We start from the raw sequence: 19,796 nt of genomic DNA, 5'->3' as shown, positions 1-19,796 counted from the left end.
TTCAGGAGAAGGAGATGCAGGGAAAATCAGCATTACTGCCCGCGATCAGGTATTGCTAGATGGCGAATCTACTTACAACTACCGTAGTGCAATATTGAGCAAAGTTGAAAATGGGGCTGTAGGCAACTCAGGCGGGATTGAGATTAACCCAGGTAGTCTAACAATTACCAAAGGTGCTGAACTCAATGCCAGTACTTCAGGAGAAGGAGATGCAGGGAAAATCAGCATTACTGCCCGCGATCAGGTATTGGTAAATGGCAGTGTAATACAAAGCCAAGTGGAAAAAGGTGGCGTAGGCAATTCCAACGGGATTGAGATTAATGCGAATGCGGGTAGTGTTGCCATCACTAACGGTGCTCAACTCAGTGCTAGTACTTTAGGACAAGGAGATCCAGGCAAAATCAGTATTACTGCCCGTGATGTATTGGTAAATGGCAGTGCAGTACAAAGCCAAGTGGAAGAAGGTGGCGTAGGCAATTCCAACGGGATTGAGATTAATGCGGCTAGTGTTGCCATCACTAACGGTGCTCAACTCAGTGCCAGTAGCAAAAGTTCAGGTGATGCAGGCACGATCCGCATTACTGCCACTGACAAGGTACTCTTTGATGGAGAGTCTACCAGAAGCGAGCGTACTGCTGCATTGAGCCAAGTTGTTGACGGAGCAGTTGGTAAATCTGGCGGGATTGTGATTAACACCCCGATCTTAGAGGTGACGAATGGCGCTTTGTTAGATGCCAGTACCAAAAACGGCTCAGGTGATCCAGGCGCGATCCGGATTACTGCCACTGACAAGGTACTCTTTGATGGAGTGTCTACCAGAGGCGATCGCACTGCTGCATTGAGTCAAGTTGTTGACGGAGCAGTTGGTAAATCTGGCGGGATCGTGATTAACACCCCGATCTTAGAGGTGACGAATGGCGCTTTGCTAGATGCCAGTACCAAAAAAGGCTCAGGTGATGCAGGCGCGATCCAGATTACTGCCACTAAGAAGGTAATCTTTGATGGAGAGTCTACCAGAGGCGATTATCGCACTGCTGCATTGAGTCAAGTTGTTGACGGAGCAAATGGCAACTCTGGCGGGATCGTGATTAACACCCCGATTTTAGAGGTGACGAATGGAGCTTTTCTGGATGCCAGTACCAAAAGTTCAGGTAATGCAGGTGCGATCAGTATTACTGCCACTGACAAGGTAATCTTTGATGGCAAATCGAGCCAGGGTAATGGCAGTGCTGCAACTAGCGAAGTGACAGATACTGCTACGGGCAATTCAGCAGGGATTGAAATCAATGCTCCGATCCTGAAAGTTACCAATGGTGCACAAGTAAATACTAATACTTTAGGGAAGGGCAATTCTGGTGCGATTCTAGTCAAAGCTACTGATAGTGTAGTTGTTGACGGTACGGGCGATCGCTCCCGTACTTCGGCCATAGCCAGTGAAGTCAAGCCTGGCGCAACCGGAGCCTCCGAAGGGATTACAATCAACGCTCCTCGCTTACAGCTCAGTAATGCGGCTTTTATCAGTGCTAATACTAATGGAAATGGCAATGCTGGTAATATTGATGTCACTGCTAATACTATTGAACTCTCCAGCGCCGGACAAATCAGTACTAACACTTCAGCTAGTTCCAAAGCAGGCAATATCACACTGAACGCGCAAAACAGCCTTACTCTCTCTGATTTGGGGACAGCAGTCTTAGCTCAAACTGAAAACACTTCTACCAGTGATGGCGGTAATATCTTTGTGATTGGCTCCCCTGAAAATGTCCTGATTCAAAATGGTGCCGAACTTTCTGTGAATAGTCAGGGAAGTGGAGCTGGAGGCGATATATCTATGCAAGCCAATTCTTTGACTTTGGATGAAGGAACGATCTCAGCCGAAACCGCTAAAGAAAGAGGCGGTAATATCACGCTACAGGTAGCAGATTTATTGCAGATGCAAGGCGACAGCAAAATCACTACCAATGCAGGCACTGAAAGCCAACCAGGAGCAATTGGCACTGGCGGGAACATTGACATTAAAACCCAATTTCTAATTGCATCACCCGCAAAACCAAACGGTAGTGATATAACCGCCAATGCAACTTATGGTAACGGTGGTCGTGTTGATATCACAGCTACTGGGATCTTTGGGATTCAATATCGGGACAAGCCCAGAGATTCGTTAAATGACATCACCGCTAGTTCACAGTTTGGTGGCAATCGGGGAGTGGTGAACATCAATCAAGTGATTGATCCGAGCCAGAATTTAGTGGAATTACCTGCAAATGTTGTCGATCCTAATGACCAAATCGCCCAAAATCCTTGTAGTAAAGGTGTTGGTAGTGAATTCACGATCGCAGGACGTGGTGGTTTACCTCCTAGTCCCAACGAAGATTTGAGCCAAGAAGCTACTCAGGTTGGTTTAGTTGAACCAGTCTCAATCGTCAGTAATCTAAAACCACCGCAGAAAACCTCCTCCAGCCAGAATTCAAAATCCCAAACCCCCAGCCGGATTGTACCGACTCAAGGATGGGTATTCAACAATCAAGGTGAAGTAGTTCTCACCGCCTACAATCCCAACGTCACTGAAATTCATCGCCTACCTAAAAATTTAAATAGTTGTCCTGGACGATGAAACGCCGGAAAAAAGGTGAAAATAGGTATTTTTGTGAAAAACTTGACATAACAAATTAAATATGCATCAAAAAAAGCAGAGAGGGCGATGTCTACGACGGGCTACGCCTACGCTCAAAGCAAGATTTTTCTCGCAAATTAGCCGTTATAAACCGAGTGATTTCATAGTCCCTAGACTCTATAGTAGTCAAGTGCGATCGCTAATCCTAGTAGTTCTGTTATTTTGCTTGTCTGTGGGAGGAGTGCTGGTTCCTACCCAGGTTTGGGCATCAACTGTGATCGTTCAAACTCAACAAGAGCCTTTAGAACTGGTAGAACAAGGCAAATCGCTTTACCAAAACAGACAATTTGAGTCAGCCCTAAAAATTTGGGAACAGGCTGCTGCGGCTTTTGCGGCACGAGAAGATAAACTTAACCAGGCAATGGCCTTGAGTAATCTTTCTCTGACTGCTCAACAACTCGGTAGGTGGGAGCAAGCTAAAAAAGCGATCGCCACCAGCTTAAATATCCTACAAACACAGCCAAAAACACCAAAGCGATCGCAAATCCTCAGTTCTACATTAGACATCCAAGGACAGTTGCAACTAGCAGTAGGAGAATCAGAAGCAGCCCTAGCAACTTGGCAACAAGCGACTGAAATTTATCAAAATCTCGGCAATCAAAATGGTGCAATTAGAAGCCAGATTAACCAAACTCAAGCCATGCAAGACTTGGGTCTTTACCCATTGGCTTGCAAGACTTTACTAAAAACTTTAGAGCTCGATCATCAAAACTGCCAGATCACAAAAGAAGAACTGCAAACCTTAAAAGAACGATTTGTCAACAAGAAAAATTCCTCTTCTTTAGATATCCTGGCTTTGCGTAGTCTCGGCAATGTTTTACGAGTTATTAGTCAACTCGAACAATCGCAAATGGTCTTGTTTACAGCTGGGCAATTAGCTCAACAATCAGGAGATTCACAAAATTTCGCTGCTACTTACCTAAGTTTAGGCAATACAGCCCGGTCTTTGGGCAATAAAAAAATACAGTTAGAAACACCAAGGCAACAAACGATACCACCCACACAGTCTCTAGACTGCATCCAAGCAGCTAGTACAGCCAATGCTGCCCAATTTTATCAACAGGCAACTAGTTGCTATCGGCAAGCTGAATCATCTACCTCATCAGACATCAAAAGACAAGCTCAATTGAATAGATTTAGCCTCTTGGTACAAACTCAACAATGGTCTGAAGTACCAACGTTGCTATCTGAAATCACGTCTAACCTTAATGACTTACCTATTAGTCATCCGACTGTCTATGCTCACATCAAATTTGCTCAAAGTTTAATGTGTCTGCAATCAGGACTGAGTGAAAACTCATCAAATGCTTTATCCCCGATTCTGCAACTGTGTAACTTTGTCAAGAATACACCTACGAGCACTGGTGTTAAAACTCTTGAATCCTCAAAAATTCCCTCATGGGGAGAAATTGGGCAAATTTTACAAACCGCCCTTAACCAAGCTCAACAATTGGGAGACAAGCAAGCCGAAGCTGATGCTCGTGGTTATCTAGGAGGAGTTTACCAGCAAATGGGAAAATTGGCAGAGGCACGACAATTAACTGAACAAGCTTTACAGCAGAAATCTGCTTTTAATGATTCCAGTATTACCTATCTTTGGGAGTGGCAGCTAGGACGGATTTATCAAACTCAACAAGATCAAAAAAGCGCACTTAAAGCCTACACCTTAGCCTATGAAACTCTTCAGTCTTTGCGTAAGGACTTGGTTGGTATTAATCCAGAAATTCAATTTACTTTTCGTGATAGTGTAGAACCAGTCTATCGAGAGCTGGTCAATTTGCTCTTGCAACCCCTTGCTTCTCAACAGATAAAGCAAACAGAGATTAATCAGGAGAATCTCAAACTTGCTCGTGATGTTATAGAAGCACTCCAATTAGCAGAACTGACCAACTTCTTTCGGGAAGCTTGTGTAACCAGCCAACCCCAACCAATCGACCAGTTAGATCCAAATGCTGCGGTCATCTATTCGATTATTTTGCCCGATCGCCTTGCTGTTATTTTGTCTCGACCTCAAAAGCCTTTAAAATACTACGCAACACCTCTGAAGCCTAATTCTCAATCAGGAGAAGTTGGAGAGGTCGAGCGTGTCTACAATGATATGTTTGCTGGCTTCACCCGTTACATTTACAGTTCTGAAAATTCACTTCGTCCCCAACAAATTTTTTATGACTGGTTAATCCGTCCAATTGAAGCAGAACTGGAAAAGGATGAGATTAAAACTTTGGTGTTTGTACTAGATGGAGTTTTACGTGGAGTGCCCATGTCGGCACTTTATGATAGTCAGAAGCGGAAATATCTAATTGAAAAATATAACCTGGCGTTGAGTCCTGGGTTACAGCTGTTGTATTCACCTTCGCTTTCCCCAAACAAATTGCAAACTTTAGTGGGAGGTTTGGCTGAGGCTCGTCAAGGGTTTGCCAAACTACCGGGAGTGGAAGAGGAAGTTCAAGAGATTGCAAAGATAGTTCCCACAGAAGTTCTTTTAAACCAAGAATTTACCCGCAATCGCCTAAAAGTTCAAATCAACAATTTACCTTTCCCGATTGTTCACTTAGCAACCCACGGTCAGTTTTCTTCTCAGGCGGAGAATACCTTTTTGTTGACTTGGGATAGTCGGATTAATGTTAAAGAATTAGACCAATTATTGCAAGCACGCGATCGCCCTGGTCGAAGTCCTTTGGAATTGTTAATTTTGAGTGCTTGCCAAACTGCCGCAGGTGATAATCGAGCGGTTCTGGGACTAGCAGGGGTGGCGGTGCGTTCTGGGGCACGTAGTACATTAGCAACGCTTTGGTCAGTAGAAGATGAATCTACAGTTGAGCTGATGAACAAGTTCTATTCAGAATTGAACCAACCTGGAGTCACTAAAGCTGAGGCACTTCGTCAAGCTCAGTTGTTCCTGTTGCGATCGCCAAATTATAGTCGTCCTTACTACTGGGCGCCATTTGTCTTAGTAGGTAATTGGTTATAGCCAGCAAGTAGTATACTACTTTTTCGGAATTGAGCATTAGTAATGAGTATCACTTAATTAAAGATAGACTTTACCAAAAGATAACTCATGTTAAATAGTCAACAGTTGATTGGTCTAATGACGGTCGGGTTGTTTGTGATGGGGATGCAACCAACAATTACCCAATCAAATGCTAATATTCCAAAGCCGACTAATCGCTCAAAACTCCAGCGGATAATATTCAAACCACCATCAAATCAGGGGAAACCAAAATCTACATTATCAGGTGGATCTCGAAGTAGTTTGCAATGTCTTCAAGATGCAACATCAACGACTACTCCATCTAACCAGGCTTCTCTAATGTCCCTTGTTCCCTCCTATGAGAGCAACTATGGGTTGACTACAGCAAAACATCCGACATTTTTAGTGTATCTGCCGCAAACATCTGCCAAGCAAGTAGTCTTAAACTTGATGACGGAAGACAATCAGCTTTATTCCCAAAGCTTCATTGCTATTAAAGGTGAACCTAGTATTATTAGTATCAAGTCAGCAGATAACTCACCTCCTCTGGAAGTAGGCAAAAATTATCAGTGGGTTTTAGCGTTGATATGTGGGGAAAAACCTAGCCCTAACGATCCAGTAATTATTTCGTGGGTACGCCGTGTGGCTTTACCTCAACTCCAGAGTCAGCAGAGAATAACTTTGGAGCAGGTAGATGCTTACAGTGAACAAGGAATTTGGTACGATGCCGTCATTGCCCTAGCTCAAATCAAAAGCACTCAGCCTGATAATCAAGCCATAGCATATATCTGGACTGACTTTCTGAAGTCTGTAGGGCTAGAAGCGATCGCTACTCAACCGCTTCGATTGTAGAAGTGGCTGATTGTTTTTCTCGTAACTGCTGCTCGATAAAAGCCTGATTATCCTGGCTTTCTGACTGCTTGAGGTATTCAATGGCAATTGCTCCAGCAAGGGGATGGTTTTGGCACATTTCTAAAAGCAGTGCCAAAGTACGATGAAATTGGAGTTGTTCGAGTTGTTTATAAGTAACCAACTCTAAGGCAACTGCTGACCCCAAAAGCACTAGCAGCGAGGGAATGATGGGTAGCCACCAGCCCAAGCAAAAGGCTAAAAAGCCAATTCCCAAAAGCCCAGCACCAGCAAAGATTATACTGGCAGCGATCGCGATTGAAGACTTCAACTGTCGGCTAACTAATGCTCCTAATCCCGCCCAAACTAAAATCCACAGCCATTCTATGGGTTTTTGCCAAACACGAAGCAAAGGTCTGCCATCAACAGTAGCACTAATTATTTGACTGATAATGTTGGCATGAACGCTCACTCCAGTCATTGGCTGGGAAGAACTAAATAGACCACTGCTATAGGGCGTATAAAATACATCTTTAATGCTTTCAGCAGTGATACCAATAAGAACTAAGCGATCGCGTAAACTATCAGGGGGAATGCGCTTTTCCAAGATATCCCTTAAAGGAAAAGTCGCAAAATTTTGCTGATTACCTCTAAAATTCAGCAAAATCTGATAACCTCCAGAATCTGTATGGACGTAGCCTCCATCATTGCTCACAAACCTTTCCAAGACTGCTTTACCCCAATGCATCCTTTGACGTTGGGGGTCGTTGTCAACCAATTCTATGGTTATCCCTTCGGACTGTAAATAGTGCTGCGCCAGTTTCATTGCCAAACTGTAGCGTGTTTCATCTTGTGAGAGTACTAATAATAATGCACGACGCACCTTACCATCTGCATCCACCACCTGATCGGCAAAGCCCACTCTTTCTGGGTTGAGAGTGGGAGGAGGCGCAATGGTATTAATCTTACTTCCCACAACTTTTTCAATTCCATATAAGTTAGGAGTTGATTGGAAGATGTTAACCAAGTCCTGATGCCCAGGTTCCACAGGTAAATCTCGATAAATATCTAAACCAATTGCTCTAGGTTTTTGGGCTTTAATATTGGCAATTGCCTTAGCTAAAACTCGATCGGGAATAGGCCACTTTCCTGCTTTTTTTATATCTTTTTCATCAATAGTGACAATCGCTATCCGCTTCTCTGGTGACTCTAGCAACAGCCGCCAGCGAAAAAACTGGTCAAGCATATTCCACTCGCCACCCTGCAATAGTCCACCAAAGCGCAGCAGCAAAATAGGTGCAGTCACACATATAGCAATCCATAGTATCCAACTTTGGCCAATTCGCTGTTGTAAAACTTCTGACTTGACTTTTTGTCTAGCTTGTGCCAAAAGTTTATTAGCTTGTGCTATTGCTTGCAGTGACATTTGGGCTTGGCGTTTGGCTAATTCTTGACTAGCGGCTAAAAATTGATAATCTAAATCGCCAAGGCTTTTACCTAATGCCCAAGCTAAGGTATCCTGTAAAGCTTGTGCTCGCAATAGATAGGATTCATCTTGGCAAGCTGATGCTGACCAGGCTGCGATCGCTTCTGCATAAGGTCGCAACTGTGCTAAATTACGGTCAACCCAACTGTAGTTAAAGACAGCTTCATAAATGCGGTTATATACCTTAAGCTTGCCTTGTTGCTCAACTACTAACCCTGAGAGTCGTAATTCGATTTGTTCAGCACTACCATCAGCAGAAATTTCTCCTTGACGTAAGATTTGCTGGTATAACTCTAATAATCTACCTGTACGTTTTTCATTTCTGTACAAGATGCGATCGCGAATCGTCCTCAAATGCTCAGGTTCATCTTGAGATTCCCAATTCTCAACAATGTGCAACTTTACTACTTGATCAACCGATAAAAATCTTTGAGCAGTTGACTCTAAAACTATAAACTGACACAGCTTTTGCGTCAGAAACGGTTGCCCACCTGTCCATTCTAATATCTGCATGAGAACCGCTTCGGGGTTACTCACTCTTTCCTTCAAACCATCTATTAATGGTTGCACTTCATCAGTCTGAAATCCTTGCAGTTCAATCGCCTTGCCAATATTAAATGGTGTCTGGGTCTTATCTTGAATCAGTTCGTTAGGATTTGCAACCCCCAATAGTGCAAAAGTCAAACGCCTATATTCATAATTAACTTCTCGTTGCTGAAAGAAGAATCTAATTAAAGCAAAAAAATCATCCAATGAAAAATTCTGACTCAAAACACGATCAATTTCATCGATAAAAATAACTATATTTTGCTTTACCTCTACTAACAGTACTTCTTCAATAAATTTACTCAAACACTGCACCGGTGAAAGCAAATCTCGCCGCTCACGCCACCAACTCCGCCATTGAATTTTGGAGTGCAGTTGGCAACTACTCACCAAAGATTGGACAATTCCTGCATACCACTTTTCTGGAGTTACATCCTGTGTTCCCATTCCTGTCAAGTCAATAAACACACAGATGATTCCTTCTGCTTGTAGCCTTTGCATCATCTGCACTCGCAAGCTAGACTTGCCCATCTGCCGCGAGTTCAGCACATAACAAAACTGACCCCACTTTAAGCCCTCATAAAATTCTGTATCAGCATGTCGTTTCACATAGCTAGGGGCGCTACTCTCAAGACTCCCTCCGATTTGATATTCAAAGTTTGACTTAGTTGCTGTCATCAAGGCTGTCCTTTACATTTTCCAATATATTTAGTTTTAATTTCATAATACAGCCATATAAATAATTTATTATTTAGCATTGCCAGTGAAGAAATATAATATTTTTAATTCTTTAACTGACTTTACCCGACTTTTATCCATTTTCGATTTTTTCGGATTCCTAATTTATTAGCAAACATCTGACTTTTTCCTATTGTATTATTCAAAATTTAGCATAAAGATATTTGGTATAAGTTAAATAACCTTACAAATTCCATTAAATATTACTAATTAAAGGAGTCTAAAATGCCTTTTCCAAGCTTGAAAAGATTTCTTCTATTTGCTTCTGGTATAAATACTAATATCGTATCACATGAGTCTATGTCTCCTGAAAACCGTTTTTCAGAAGAGAATAAGTACGCATCTATTGGTGCATCTATTGTACTGACTGCTACTGTAGCTTTTTTGTCTGGTAGCTATGCATTATACACTGTATTTAACTCTGCTATAGTCTCTAGTTTGATAGGTTTTATTTGGGGAATAAAGATTTTTAACTTAGATAGGTTTATTATTTTAAGTAGCAGGAAGAAAAAAGATAATTTTTTGGCAGATATTATAGTAATAATTCCTCGTTTACTACTGGCTTTTTCATTAGGTTTTGTTATTGCAAAACCTGTGGAGATAAAAATTTTTGAAAATAAAATAACCCAAAAGTTCAAAGAGACGAATGCTCAACAAAGCGCAGAAATTCTTAAAATACAGATGAGCAAATTAGAGAAAATTAACAAAGAAGAAGTGAACCGAACAGCTTTTTTAAAGCGAGAATATGATTCAAGTGATCTTGTTAAAAAAAGTAATGAAAATTACGACAATCTAAGAAAAAAACTTCAAGAAGAAACTCAAAAAAGGCTAGAAGAATTTAATTACAAAGGTGAAATAGGACTGATAGCAAAAATTCAAATACTAGAAAGCTTGAAGAAAGATGACCCAACAATTGAATACAGTAGTTTGTTTGTTACTATTTTATTTGTTGCGATAGATAGTGTTCCGATAATCCTTAAGCTTCTATCTAAATATGGGCCATACGACGCTTACATTGAAACACAAGAAGAAGATGCAATTTACTTAAAATCAAAAGAATTGTCAGATATAGAGAAAAAGAATAATGAAATAAAAAATATAAAAAAAATCGATAGATTATCTGATAGGATATTATCAATTACAGTAAAAATCCCAAATGATAAAGAATTAACACAATTAGCCAAGTATAAGCTTGACGATCTCAAGCAAACTAATTTAAGTTCTCCGAATCTTCAAGATATTAGAAATGAGATTTTGCAGAAAAATTTACAAATCAATCAAAATAAAGTATTAATAACAATTCAGCAAACAAATGAATTGCAATCTAATAATGAAGTAAAAACTCCATCAATGGCAAATATAAACGAAAACGGCCAACAAAAAAATATCAACAATTGAACACTATCTCAATATGAAAGAGGCAATTATAAATCACGACTATAAAAACGAAGTCCGCCTTTGCAGACTTATGGAAAATCAAGGGTTTGAAACCCACTTAGTACATAATTTCGTAAGTTCATAGCAAATCCCTCAGCGTTCCTACCCTGCGGGAAGGCGAAGCGCCTATGCGTTTAAAACCGCTAGGAATTAATGCAAAGCTGTACTTAGGTAGGTTTTGTCTGTGTAGCTGCGGTCTCCAGTGCCCCAATGTAAAGTATCTTAACTTAGTGCAGCGATCGTAAATTTTTAAATCGAGAATTGTTATCATCATGTACGGAACAAAAAAGTTAGCTATCAAAAAGTTTAGTTTTTTGCCAAAATTCACTAGTTTTAGGAAATATCCACGCCAAGTTGCTGATGTCAACGGTGATGGTCGAGCTGATATTGTTGCTTTTGCAGATAATGCTGTTTATGTATCTTTGGGTCAAAGTAATGGAACTTTTAGTGAAGCTTTTGTAGCCAGAAACGATAATTTTACTGTTAAGAAAGGGAAATGGGCTTGCTTTCACAAATATCCGCGTCAACTTGCTGATGTCAACGGTGATGGACGAGCTGATATTGTTGGTTTTGCAAATAATGCTGTTTATGTATCTTTAGGTCAAAGTAATGGAACTTTTGGTCAAGCTTTTGTAGGCATAAACGATAATTTTACCATCAATCAAGGGGGATGGACTAGCTTTGACAAGTATCCGCGTCAACTCGCTGATGTCAATGGTGATGGTCGCGCAGATATTGTTGACTTTGGATATGATAATGTCTTTGTCTCTCTGGGTAAAAGTAATGGAACTTTTGGCGAAGCTTTTGTAGGCATAAATAAGAATTTTACCGTCAATCAAGGGGGATGGACTAGCTTTGACAAGTATCCGCGTCAACTTGCTGATGTCAATGGTGATGGTCGCGCAGATATTGTTGGCTTTGGATATGATAATGTCTTTGTCTCTCTTGGTCAAAGCAATGGAACTTTTGGTTCGGCATCTGTAGCGAAAAATGATGATTTTACTGTTAATAAAGGGGGATGGACTAGCTTTGACAAGTATCCGCGTCAACTCGCTGATGTCAATGGTGATGGTCGCGCAGATATTGTTGGCTTTGGATATGATAATGTCTTTGTCTCTCTTGGTCAAAGCAATGGAACTTTTGGTTCGGCATCTGTAGCGAAAAATGATGATTTTACTGTTAATAAAGGTGGTTGGAATAGCTTTAACCAAAAGCCACGTCAGCTTGGTGATGTGAATGGTGATGGCAAAGCTGATATTGTTGGTTTTGCTCAAGATGGAACTTATGTAGCTTTAGCTAATAATCAGACAACACTACCTCCAATGAATAATCAATATATTGTAGCTGGTTACTTACCTTCTTGGGGTATTAGTAGTACTACTAATCCTGCAACTATTCCGGTTAAGAAGCTGACACATTTGTTATATGCCTTTGCAGATGTTGATGCACAAGGTAACGTTAAACTGAGTCAAGATGGTCAGGATGGTGACATCAATGTACTAAAATCTCTCAAGGCTGAAAACCCCAAGCTAAAAATCCTTATTTCTATAGGTGGTGCAGGAGAAAATGATTTTTCCTCAGCAGCTTCTACGGCACAATCTAGGATATTCTTCGCTCAGTCTGCCATCAATTTTATGAAAACTAATGGTTTCGATGGCATCGATATTGATTGGGAATTTCCTAAGAAGGAGGAGAATAGTAATTACACTCAATTGTTGGGTGAGTTACGTCAACAACTTAATAACGCATCTACTACAGATGGAAAGAAATATCTGCTAACTACTGCCCTTTCTGCTTCTCCCTATCAATTGTCGCCATCAGATTACGCTGATGCTCCTTACGATTTAAACTCAACTGTTTTGAAAACTACTTCTGAATATGTTGACTTTATCAACTTAATGACCTATGATTACCACGGTAGTTGGGAAAACACAACCAATCACCAAGCTGCTTTGTATAAAAGTAGCAGCGACCAATCATATAACAGCGACAAACTCAACGCTGACTGGTCAGTTCAAAAGTATTTGAGTGCTGGTGTTGATCCTAAAGATATTGTCTTAGGAGTTCCTCTCTACAGTCCCACTTGGACAGGAGTGAACCCTGGTTCTAACAATGATGGATTGTTTCAAAGTGCTACCTCAGCAAATGATCCACTTTTGTATAGAGATATCCACGATCAGATGGGTACAAATGGATATCAATATTACTGGGATGATAGTGCTAAAGTTCCCTATATTTATAATTCTCAAAAACAAGAGTTTAGTACCTACGAAGATAAACAATCAGTCCTGGGAAAAGTTAATTATGTTGAACAACAAGGTCTAGGCGGAATGTTTTTCTGGCAACTCATTGGTGACTTGCCAATTACTCATCCTGATTCATTAGTTAATGTTGCTGCTACTAATTTGTTGTAGAACTTAACTTGAGTGTAATATAACCAGTCCTAAATTATTTGTCATACTAAGAAATAAAAACTCTAAAAGGGTAACAAAAACAGCTATTTCTTTAGCATCCATGAACTCAAAATCAGCCTTTACCTGGGAAAAAGCTAAACAGGTTGCCGAGCAAATTGTCTTCAATAATCTTGGAGAACACCTCAAAGATATTGAAATAGACGTGCTTCAAGGCTCGTGGCCGGGTCTGACTTATGAAAAGATGGCAGAGCAGTACCATCTCTCTGTAAACTATCTCAGAGGAGATGTGGGCCCTCATCTGTGGCGAAAGCTTTCAGAGGCGTTAGGGGAAGAGGTAACAAAGAGTAATTTTAAAGGAGCGCTGGAGAGAGCCTGGGAAAGGCAATTACCTCCAGATATTCATCGCAATGTCAAGCAGCCAAAATCCCCGTTAGCAGAGCTACCGTTTCCAGACGGTTCAGTTCCTCTGGGTTCTGCTTTTTATGTGGAGCGAGATGGTCTAGAGTCTGTTTGTTACGAAACAGTTGTCAAACCCGCTTCCCTAATTCGGATTAAAGCACCGAAGCTGATGGGCAAAACTTCATTGCTTACCAGGATTCTGGCTCATGCTGAATCCCAGAGCTATCAAACGGTATATTTGGATTTAAGTAGTGTAGAACGAGCAATTTTAACGAATTTGGACAAGTTCGTGCGTTGGTTGTGTTTAATGGTTGGTCGGAAGTTAAAGTTAGAAAATCGATTAAAAGATTATTGGGATACAGAAATTTTAGGTAGCAATGATAACTGCACAGTGTACTTTGAAGAATATTTATTGCCAGAAATAGATTGTCCTTTGGTATTAGGGTTAGATGAAGTGGATCGAATTTTTCCTTATAACCAAGTGATTGAAGACTTTTTCGGGATGCTGCGAAGCTGGCATGAGAAAGGGAAAATTTCTGAGCAATGGAAACAACTAAGGCTGGTGATGGCACATTCTACCGAAGTTTATATCCCGTTGGACATGAACCAATCTCCCTTTAATGCGGGGCTACCTGTGGCGTTGCGAGAATTTGACCACAAGCAGGTGATAGATTTGGCTCACCTTCATGGACTAAATTGGAATAATACTCAGGTAAAGGAATTAATGAATATAGTGGGAGGACATCCTTATCTACTGCGATTAGCAATGTATGAAGTTTACACTACAAAGACAACGATAAAGCAGCTATTACAAGATGCTTCTACAGAAGCGGGAATTTACAGCAACCATCTGCGGTGGTACTTAGAGATACTACACTCGGAAGAGGCTCAAGGTTTAAAAGAAGCGTTAAAAAAGGTGGTCACTTCACTTGAGCCTGTAGAATTAGATTCAATGCAGATTTATAAGTTGCATAGTATGGGATTAGTGCAGCAACAGGACAATCAGGTAATGCCTAGATGCAATTTGTACCGTGAGTATTTCTGCAGAGTGTTGTAAGTAGATATCCGTCATGTAGAAATAAATTTGATAATTTTTGTGACTCTATAGCGGTTCTCACTTCGTTGCAATACAGTCAGTCGGAACCCCACCCCGCATTTGCTTACGCAAACGCTCCCCTCCCGAAGAGCGGCTATCCATTAGTCACATCTTTCTTTACAATCTTGAAACGCTTGTTTTGTAGGCATCTTAAACACGCTCGGTGTGAGGCATACTTGACAAGTTACCTCTTAATATTCTCGCTAAAAGTAGGTTTTTATTGAGAATTAACGACGAACGAATCAGGGTTATAAAAAACGTGAGTGAATACTCTCGCAAATGTTAAGAAAGATCCGGGTAATGGATAGCCGCGCGCGGGGAGGGGTTGGGGGTGGGGTTGAAAGTGTATTTCATCCAAACGAGAAGCGCTATATTTTCCATAATACGCTGCCCTAGATTTTCAGGCGACACGTTCTGTTTTTGGTTCAGATGCACTTTTAGTTACTCGCAAACTAAGAGTCAAAGCTACTACCATTACTAAAGTTCCACTGAAAAAAGGAGCAGAACTGCCAAATTTTATAAAACTAACTCCTGCCCATGTTGGCCCAGCGATACGTGCCAATGCAGAGCAAGAACTGGCAATTCCTAATATTTGTCCTTGTTCTTCTGGGGCTGTCATCTGGGAAATCAAGCTGTTCAATATTGGTTGGCTGACACTAATTCCCCATGCCACAAGTGTGGTGGCGACCAATAATAAAATTAAGCTTTGCGAGAATCCAATTAACAGTAATCCTAAACCTAATCCTAATATTCCCAAGATAAGTAACTTGATTTCACCCAATTGTTTCTTGAGGAATCCGATTAGTCCTGCTTGAATTATTGTGCTGACAATCCCCATGAACACAAAAAGATAACTAGCTTGTTGAGGGCCCCAATTTAATTGCTGCTTAGACCATAAAGCTAATGTAGAGTCCATAGCTGCAACGGCAAAGGTGACTAAAAAGTAGATGCCAACAAGTAGACAAAACTGTGAACGCTGTGACAGTTGTAGCAAGTTTAGGCGTCGCTGACGGTGGCGATGAACTTGAATTTTGGCTTTAGTCTCAGAATTTAGAGATTCTGGAAGTAATATCAAAGCACAGAGAAATGCCAATAAAGATAATCCGGCTGCAAACAACGACGGTAGATGAAAGTTAGCGTTGTTCGGATCTGACCCGACTAAAAGACCTCCAATTGCTGGGCCGAAAATAAACCCAAGACCAAAAGCTGCGCCGATTACACCCATGCCACGAGCTCGATTAGCTGGTGTGGTAATATCTGCTATGTACGCCTGAGCAGTGGCAATATTCCCTGACATAATCCCAGCAAGACTACGAGCAATAAACAAAATCCATAAGGAGTTGGCAAAACCTAAGCCTGCGTATGCAATTACCGAACCGAATAAAGTCAGCAATAAAATCGGACGGCGACCATAGCGATCGCTAAATCTGCCCCATAATGGTGCAAATAAGAACTGCATTAAAGAATAAATAGCTACAAGTAGAGTCGCTTCATTAGGTTTTGCACCAAATTGTTCAGCATACAAAGGCAGTAGCGGCAGAATAATTCCGAAGCCCAGCAAGTCTATAAATACAGTCAAAAATAAGACGAATATAGCCCTGCTATTATTTTTACTCTCCATCTGTGCAATTCCATTTTATAAAAAAGATGTGTAACTTGGATTAGTTTTAAGAACATCAGGGAATGCTTGATTGTAAAGAGCTATTGATTACAAACAGGAATCAGTACAAGCAAAATGTTTGAATTTCAGTGTGGTTGAGCAAAATAGCATGGAACAAACCCATGATAAAAATCAAGCCAATAATACTACTAATGAAAGCAACTATGATTTCGTGCTTGCGTATGGCTTTTTGTATCTTAGCATCTATGATATTTTCTAATTCTTTGTATAACATTGAGTTGAATTTGATTAAAGACAAGAATTATCTGTAATTTCCGTTACATACTTACATAAGTTTGAGTATGTCCGAAATCCCCAATTTATTAAATGAAAGCTATTTCGACCCTGTGGGAATGTCAAGTCTATTTACGTCGTTTCAAAACAGCACCTGAAACACCAAAAGCTAATATCGCTAAGGTATAAGTTGGTTCGGGAACTGCAAGAATGCTTACCTGGTTAATAGCCAAGCCGTATTGTGGAGCCGAACTGCTAAAAACAAGTCGTGAGATGTTTGGAGTGTCACTACGAATTCCCAAGAATACTGCCGAATTATCCAATGCTAAGGACGAAATATTTGGAACTGAGAAAGTACCTAATAGGTTATTGGCGTTATCAAAAGCGGCGATCGAATTTTCAATTTTCAATTTACTAGTGTCTACAGCTATCTGAGTTCCAGCGCCAAAAACTGGCTGGGCAAAACTAATCGAAAAAGGCCCGCCGTTCCCCTGAGTACCAGGATCGGGAGTACCAGGAGGAAGAGGGATAAAACCTGTTGGGTCTATACCTCCGAAGAGAATAAAATCACCTAGACCGAAGTTAGTCCGAATGCCAGGTGAAGGTAAAGTTTGAAAAATAAATGGTGGAGTAATTTGAGGCTTATTAGTTGGAGTTATATTTATATCCAAGCCTAAACCACGTTGCGATGTTGCTGAAAAAGAGTTAGGTAAAAAAGCAGAAAAATCAAGGGTAGAGGGATTAAATACTTTACCTAAACTTTCCCAATTAACTTGATCATTGCCTCCTAAAGCAGCACGCTCAGTTACTAAAAATGTAGCTGCTTTAACTGGTAATGGGAGAACTGTTATTATGGCTGTGATTGCTGAAAAATATTTTACAGATAACTTCAACAATTGATTTATCGTAACTTCCACAAGGTTTACTCCTTAATTTTTTTTAAAAATATCAATCAAAATGCAACAATTAAATTCTGAAGATGAGGCAATGCGTTGTTTTAATCAACAGAAGTTAAAGTAACTGCTGCGATCGCGCCGACTGCCTTTATATTTGTCATTGCCTCAATTCCCAGCCAACTTGTCATTATTCTCTCCAACATCAATTAGGTTATCTCCCAGACTAGCAGAGATATTGTCATTACCTTCATAAGCAAAATCCAATAGTCATGACTAGTAGACACCAATAAATCATCATTAGGAATACCAATAATAATAGATATAAAATATTCCTTGATAGTTTTGTATATCAATCAAATATATTTGATACTTGTAATACTTACATAGTACAAGTATCAAATTTATAAATTTCTGATGAAATATGCCTCAAAACTAGTTAATTCTATTTTATATCTCTGGTGGAATAAAAATACGATCATTTATTTTTTGCATCTTTTTCAACTTCTCTACGAACGCGAACAACGTGTCAAAGACAGAGGCTACGTCAACGTCAGGTAAAGAATACCCCACCCGCGCGATCGCGCACACCCGAACTCAACTCTTAGCGCACTGGTTAGGCAGGCAATGCCCGACTTGTTCGCTTCCCACTATGACAGCAAGTGGAGTCAGGGTTGAGTTCGGGTATACTTCCAACAAATAGATTATGCAATATTGTAGGCTATTTTTTTTATTTGTCAGTCCCCTATGGCAATTTATAGCTACCAACACGTAGATTTAACTGACCTTGGCGCGGGTTATGGCTAAATATAAATGCGCCTTCTTCGCTTTCCCCACTAGATAAAAAGTCGATCTGTTGCTCTCCTGTTTCTGTAACTTTGCCGTTAATCAGTAACTCAGCCATAATCTGAACTGACTCAGCTGTATCTCCTCCACTATTTACAACTTCAAAAGGAACATAAAACTGGCCATTTATTTCTCGAATTGTTTGTTTTTTAGTGAGAGAAAGGATGGGAGGTTGATTTTTTTCGTTCAGCCAAGTGTAGCCTACTAGACTCACAATGATTGCTAGGATGAATGAGGCGATGCTGAATGTTATCCACTCAGCTATTGAGCGCTTTGGTTGTTCTGTTTTAGTCATATTGCTAACCTTCCGGCTGCACCACCAATAGTTGCAGGTAAACCCAGTATTAATGTGTGATCTAACCACATTGTCCAAGGGTCGCTAAGAGTTAACTTTTGAAAAAACCACAGCATAAAAGCGCCTGCTAGCAATGATACTAAGTAGGACATAATGGTTTCGCTTGATGGCCGTTGAAAAATTCCTTTTTGCTCTTTACGTTTTTGCTGGTTAGAAAAACCTGCCTGAAATACAATGCCATAAGAAATCAACAAAGATGCGGCGATCATTGCCAACTCCCAAGGTGGAGAGGTTGCGGCTGCAAGCATAGGGATTTCATCTGTGGGAGCGATGTTAAATGCAATTATGGTTGCACCAATCAGGGTTCCACCCACATCCACAAAAGTGGCGTGTAACTCATCACCTTTGTTCTTGGTTGTGCTATTTTCCCGATCGCTTCCTTGTCCTTTTCCATTGCTGTTTTCAGTCTCTCCCAAAAACTGATTCGCTAATGCTACACCGAGAGCGAAGGGCACACTTTCAAAGATGATTTTACCTAAAGATTCCTTTAGAGAGGTTTCTAGTGTCAATTCTCGCAATAGTAATAGCACAAAGGTAGAACAAGCTAGTCCGATCGCGATCGCTTCGACGGTATCCATTACAGCTTGATGAGCGAGACCTGTATATCTGCGTTTGCGAAAGCCTTCTGTGTAATTGAGCAAGTAAACCACAATAAACATTAATGCGATCGCCGTCATTATCAGTTGTGCTTTTGCCAGCGATCCAATCCACCAAACCTCCATTGTATACAGCAAGGGTATGCCAAACAAAAAACCTCCACAAGCACCTCGAATGATGTCATTAATCTCATTCTTCCAGATATTTTTTTGACTTTTTGTTGGCACTCCTTTATTTCCCTTTTATTTAAATTTTGCTTTAACTTATAGTTCATTTATTTGGGAAAAAGTTATTTTTTTAATATATATAAATTTTATTTATCAGATTGTCATATTTTGCATTATGTGCTACAATTGTTATCGGCATCTATCTTAAGTTAATATAATTCACTAAAATATTCTATCGGTTGATGGAAGTAAAAAACAATACACACCTGTTAGATTATTTAATAGCTTAGGGACTTCCAAGTAATAAAATAACCGAATATTTTATTATTTGTAGGATGAGCGTTTTGCCCGTCCTGTGAAATGGGCGGGCTTTTCGGGCCACTTTGCAAGTAGTAGTAATTTATTATTGGAGTTCCCTAAATCAACTACAAGCT

Annotated in this window: 11 protein-coding genes; 6 read left to right on the top strand and 5 right to left on the bottom strand. The window is 40.4% G+C overall.

Going from position 1 to position 19,796, the window contains the following annotated elements:
- The 3 genes from RMY63_RS07025 to RMY63_RS07015 form a co-directional block, all read left to right on the top strand.
- Positions 1-2,614 (top strand): beta strand repeat-containing protein (locus RMY63_RS07025; protein WP_416212490.1); only part of this gene is annotated, 2,614 nt, incomplete at its 5' end.
- A gap of 61 nt (positions 2,615-2,675) precedes the next feature.
- A complete protein-coding gene (locus RMY63_RS07020) occupies positions 2,676-5,645 on the top strand; it encodes a CHAT domain-containing protein (protein ID WP_322728015.1) in 2,970 nt (989 codons plus the stop codon).
- Between the two features lie 87 nt (positions 5,646-5,732).
- Positions 5,733-6,497 carry a DUF928 domain-containing protein gene (locus RMY63_RS07015; protein ID WP_322728014.1) on the top strand — a complete coding sequence of 255 codons (765 nt, stop codon included), beginning with the start codon at positions 5,733-5,735 and terminating at the stop codon, positions 6,495-6,497.
- Here RMY63_RS07015 and RMY63_RS07010 read toward each other — a convergent pair.
- Positions 6,475-9,204, bottom strand: a complete 2,730-nt coding sequence (locus tag RMY63_RS07010) for a CHASE2 domain-containing protein (protein ID WP_322728013.1) — start codon at positions 9,202-9,204, stop codon at positions 6,475-6,477. The genes RMY63_RS07015 and RMY63_RS07010 overlap by 23 nt on opposite strands.
- 285 nt (positions 9,205-9,489) lie before the next feature.
- Here RMY63_RS07010 and RMY63_RS07005 point away from each other — a divergent pair, with 285 nt between their 5' ends.
- The 3 genes from RMY63_RS07005 (at position 9,490) to RMY63_RS06995 (ending at position 14,571) form a co-directional block, all read left to right on the top strand.
- Complete coding sequence (locus RMY63_RS07005; protein WP_322728012.1) at positions 9,490-10,662, top strand: DUF4407 domain-containing protein; 1,173 nt, start codon at positions 9,490-9,492, stop codon at positions 10,660-10,662.
- A gap of 311 nt (positions 10,663-10,973) precedes the next feature.
- Positions 10,974-13,115 (top strand): glycosyl hydrolase family 18 protein, encoded by a 2,142-nt coding sequence (locus tag RMY63_RS07000; RefSeq protein WP_322728011.1) that lies wholly within the window; start codon positions 10,974-10,976, stop codon positions 13,113-13,115.
- A gap of 100 nt (positions 13,116-13,215) precedes the next feature.
- Positions 13,216-14,571 carry an AAA-like domain-containing protein gene (locus RMY63_RS06995; protein WP_322728010.1) on the top strand — a complete coding sequence of 452 codons (1,356 nt, stop codon included), beginning with the start codon at positions 13,216-13,218 and terminating at the stop codon, positions 14,569-14,571.
- A 439-nt stretch (positions 14,572-15,010) separates the two neighbouring features.
- Here the strand turns inward: RMY63_RS06995 and RMY63_RS06990 are convergent, their stop codons facing one another.
- From RMY63_RS06990 to RMY63_RS06975, 4 genes are all read right to left on the bottom strand, one after another.
- Positions 15,011-16,231: an MFS transporter gene (locus RMY63_RS06990; protein ID WP_322728009.1), complete on the bottom strand. Its 1,221-nt coding sequence runs from the start codon at positions 16,229-16,231 to the stop codon at positions 15,011-15,013.
- A gap of 401 nt (positions 16,232-16,632) precedes the next feature.
- Positions 16,633-17,421 (bottom strand): hypothetical protein, encoded by a 789-nt coding sequence (locus RMY63_RS06985; protein WP_322728008.1) that lies wholly within the window; start codon positions 17,419-17,421, stop codon positions 16,633-16,635.
- Between the two features lie 721 nt (positions 17,422-18,142).
- Positions 18,143-18,538, bottom strand: coding sequence for a TIGR02588 family protein (locus RMY63_RS06980; RefSeq protein ID WP_322728007.1), 396 nt, complete (start codon positions 18,536-18,538; stop codon positions 18,143-18,145).
- The gene (locus tag RMY63_RS06975) at positions 18,535-19,422 is read right to left on the bottom strand and encodes a TIGR02587 family membrane protein (protein ID WP_322728006.1); all 888 of its coding nucleotides are present in this window, start codon (positions 19,420-19,422) and stop codon (positions 18,535-18,537) included. Before RMY63_RS06975 ends, RMY63_RS06980 begins: the two co-directional genes overlap by 4 nt.
- Positions 19,423-19,796 lie beyond the last annotated feature (374 nt).

This window comes from Nostoc sp. ChiQUE01b (assembly GCF_034531255.1).
Taxonomy (GTDB): Bacteria; Cyanobacteriota; Cyanobacteriia; order Cyanobacteriales; family Nostocaceae; genus Nostoc.
Note: the sequence above shows the minus strand (reverse complement) of the source record. Positions and strands in the feature narration are given on the sequence as shown.

Coding starts and splice junctions, on each gene's coding strand:
- RMY63_RS07020 (WP_322728015.1), top strand. CDS start 2,676: ATGCATCAAAAAAAGCAGAGAGGGCGATGTCTACGACGGGCTACGCCT.
- RMY63_RS07000 (WP_322728011.1), top strand. CDS start 10,974: ATGTACGGAACAAAAAAGTTAGCTATCAAAAAGTTTAGTTTTTTGCCA.
- RMY63_RS07005 (WP_322728012.1), top strand. CDS start 9,490: ATGCCTTTTCCAAGCTTGAAAAGATTTCTTCTATTTGCTTCTGGTATA.
- RMY63_RS07015 (WP_322728014.1), top strand. CDS start 5,733: ATGTTAAATAGTCAACAGTTGATTGGTCTAATGACGGTCGGGTTGTTT.
- RMY63_RS07010 (WP_322728013.1), bottom strand. CDS start 9,204: ATGACAGCAACTAAGTCAAACTTTGAATATCAAATCGGAGGGAGTCTT.
- RMY63_RS06980 (WP_322728007.1), bottom strand. CDS start 18,538: ATGACTAAAACAGAACAACCAAAGCGCTCAATAGCTGAGTGGATAACA.
- RMY63_RS06995 (WP_322728010.1), top strand. CDS start 13,216: ATGAACTCAAAATCAGCCTTTACCTGGGAAAAAGCTAAACAGGTTGCC.
- RMY63_RS06990 (WP_322728009.1), bottom strand. CDS start 16,231: ATGGAGAGTAAAAATAATAGCAGGGCTATATTCGTCTTATTTTTGACT.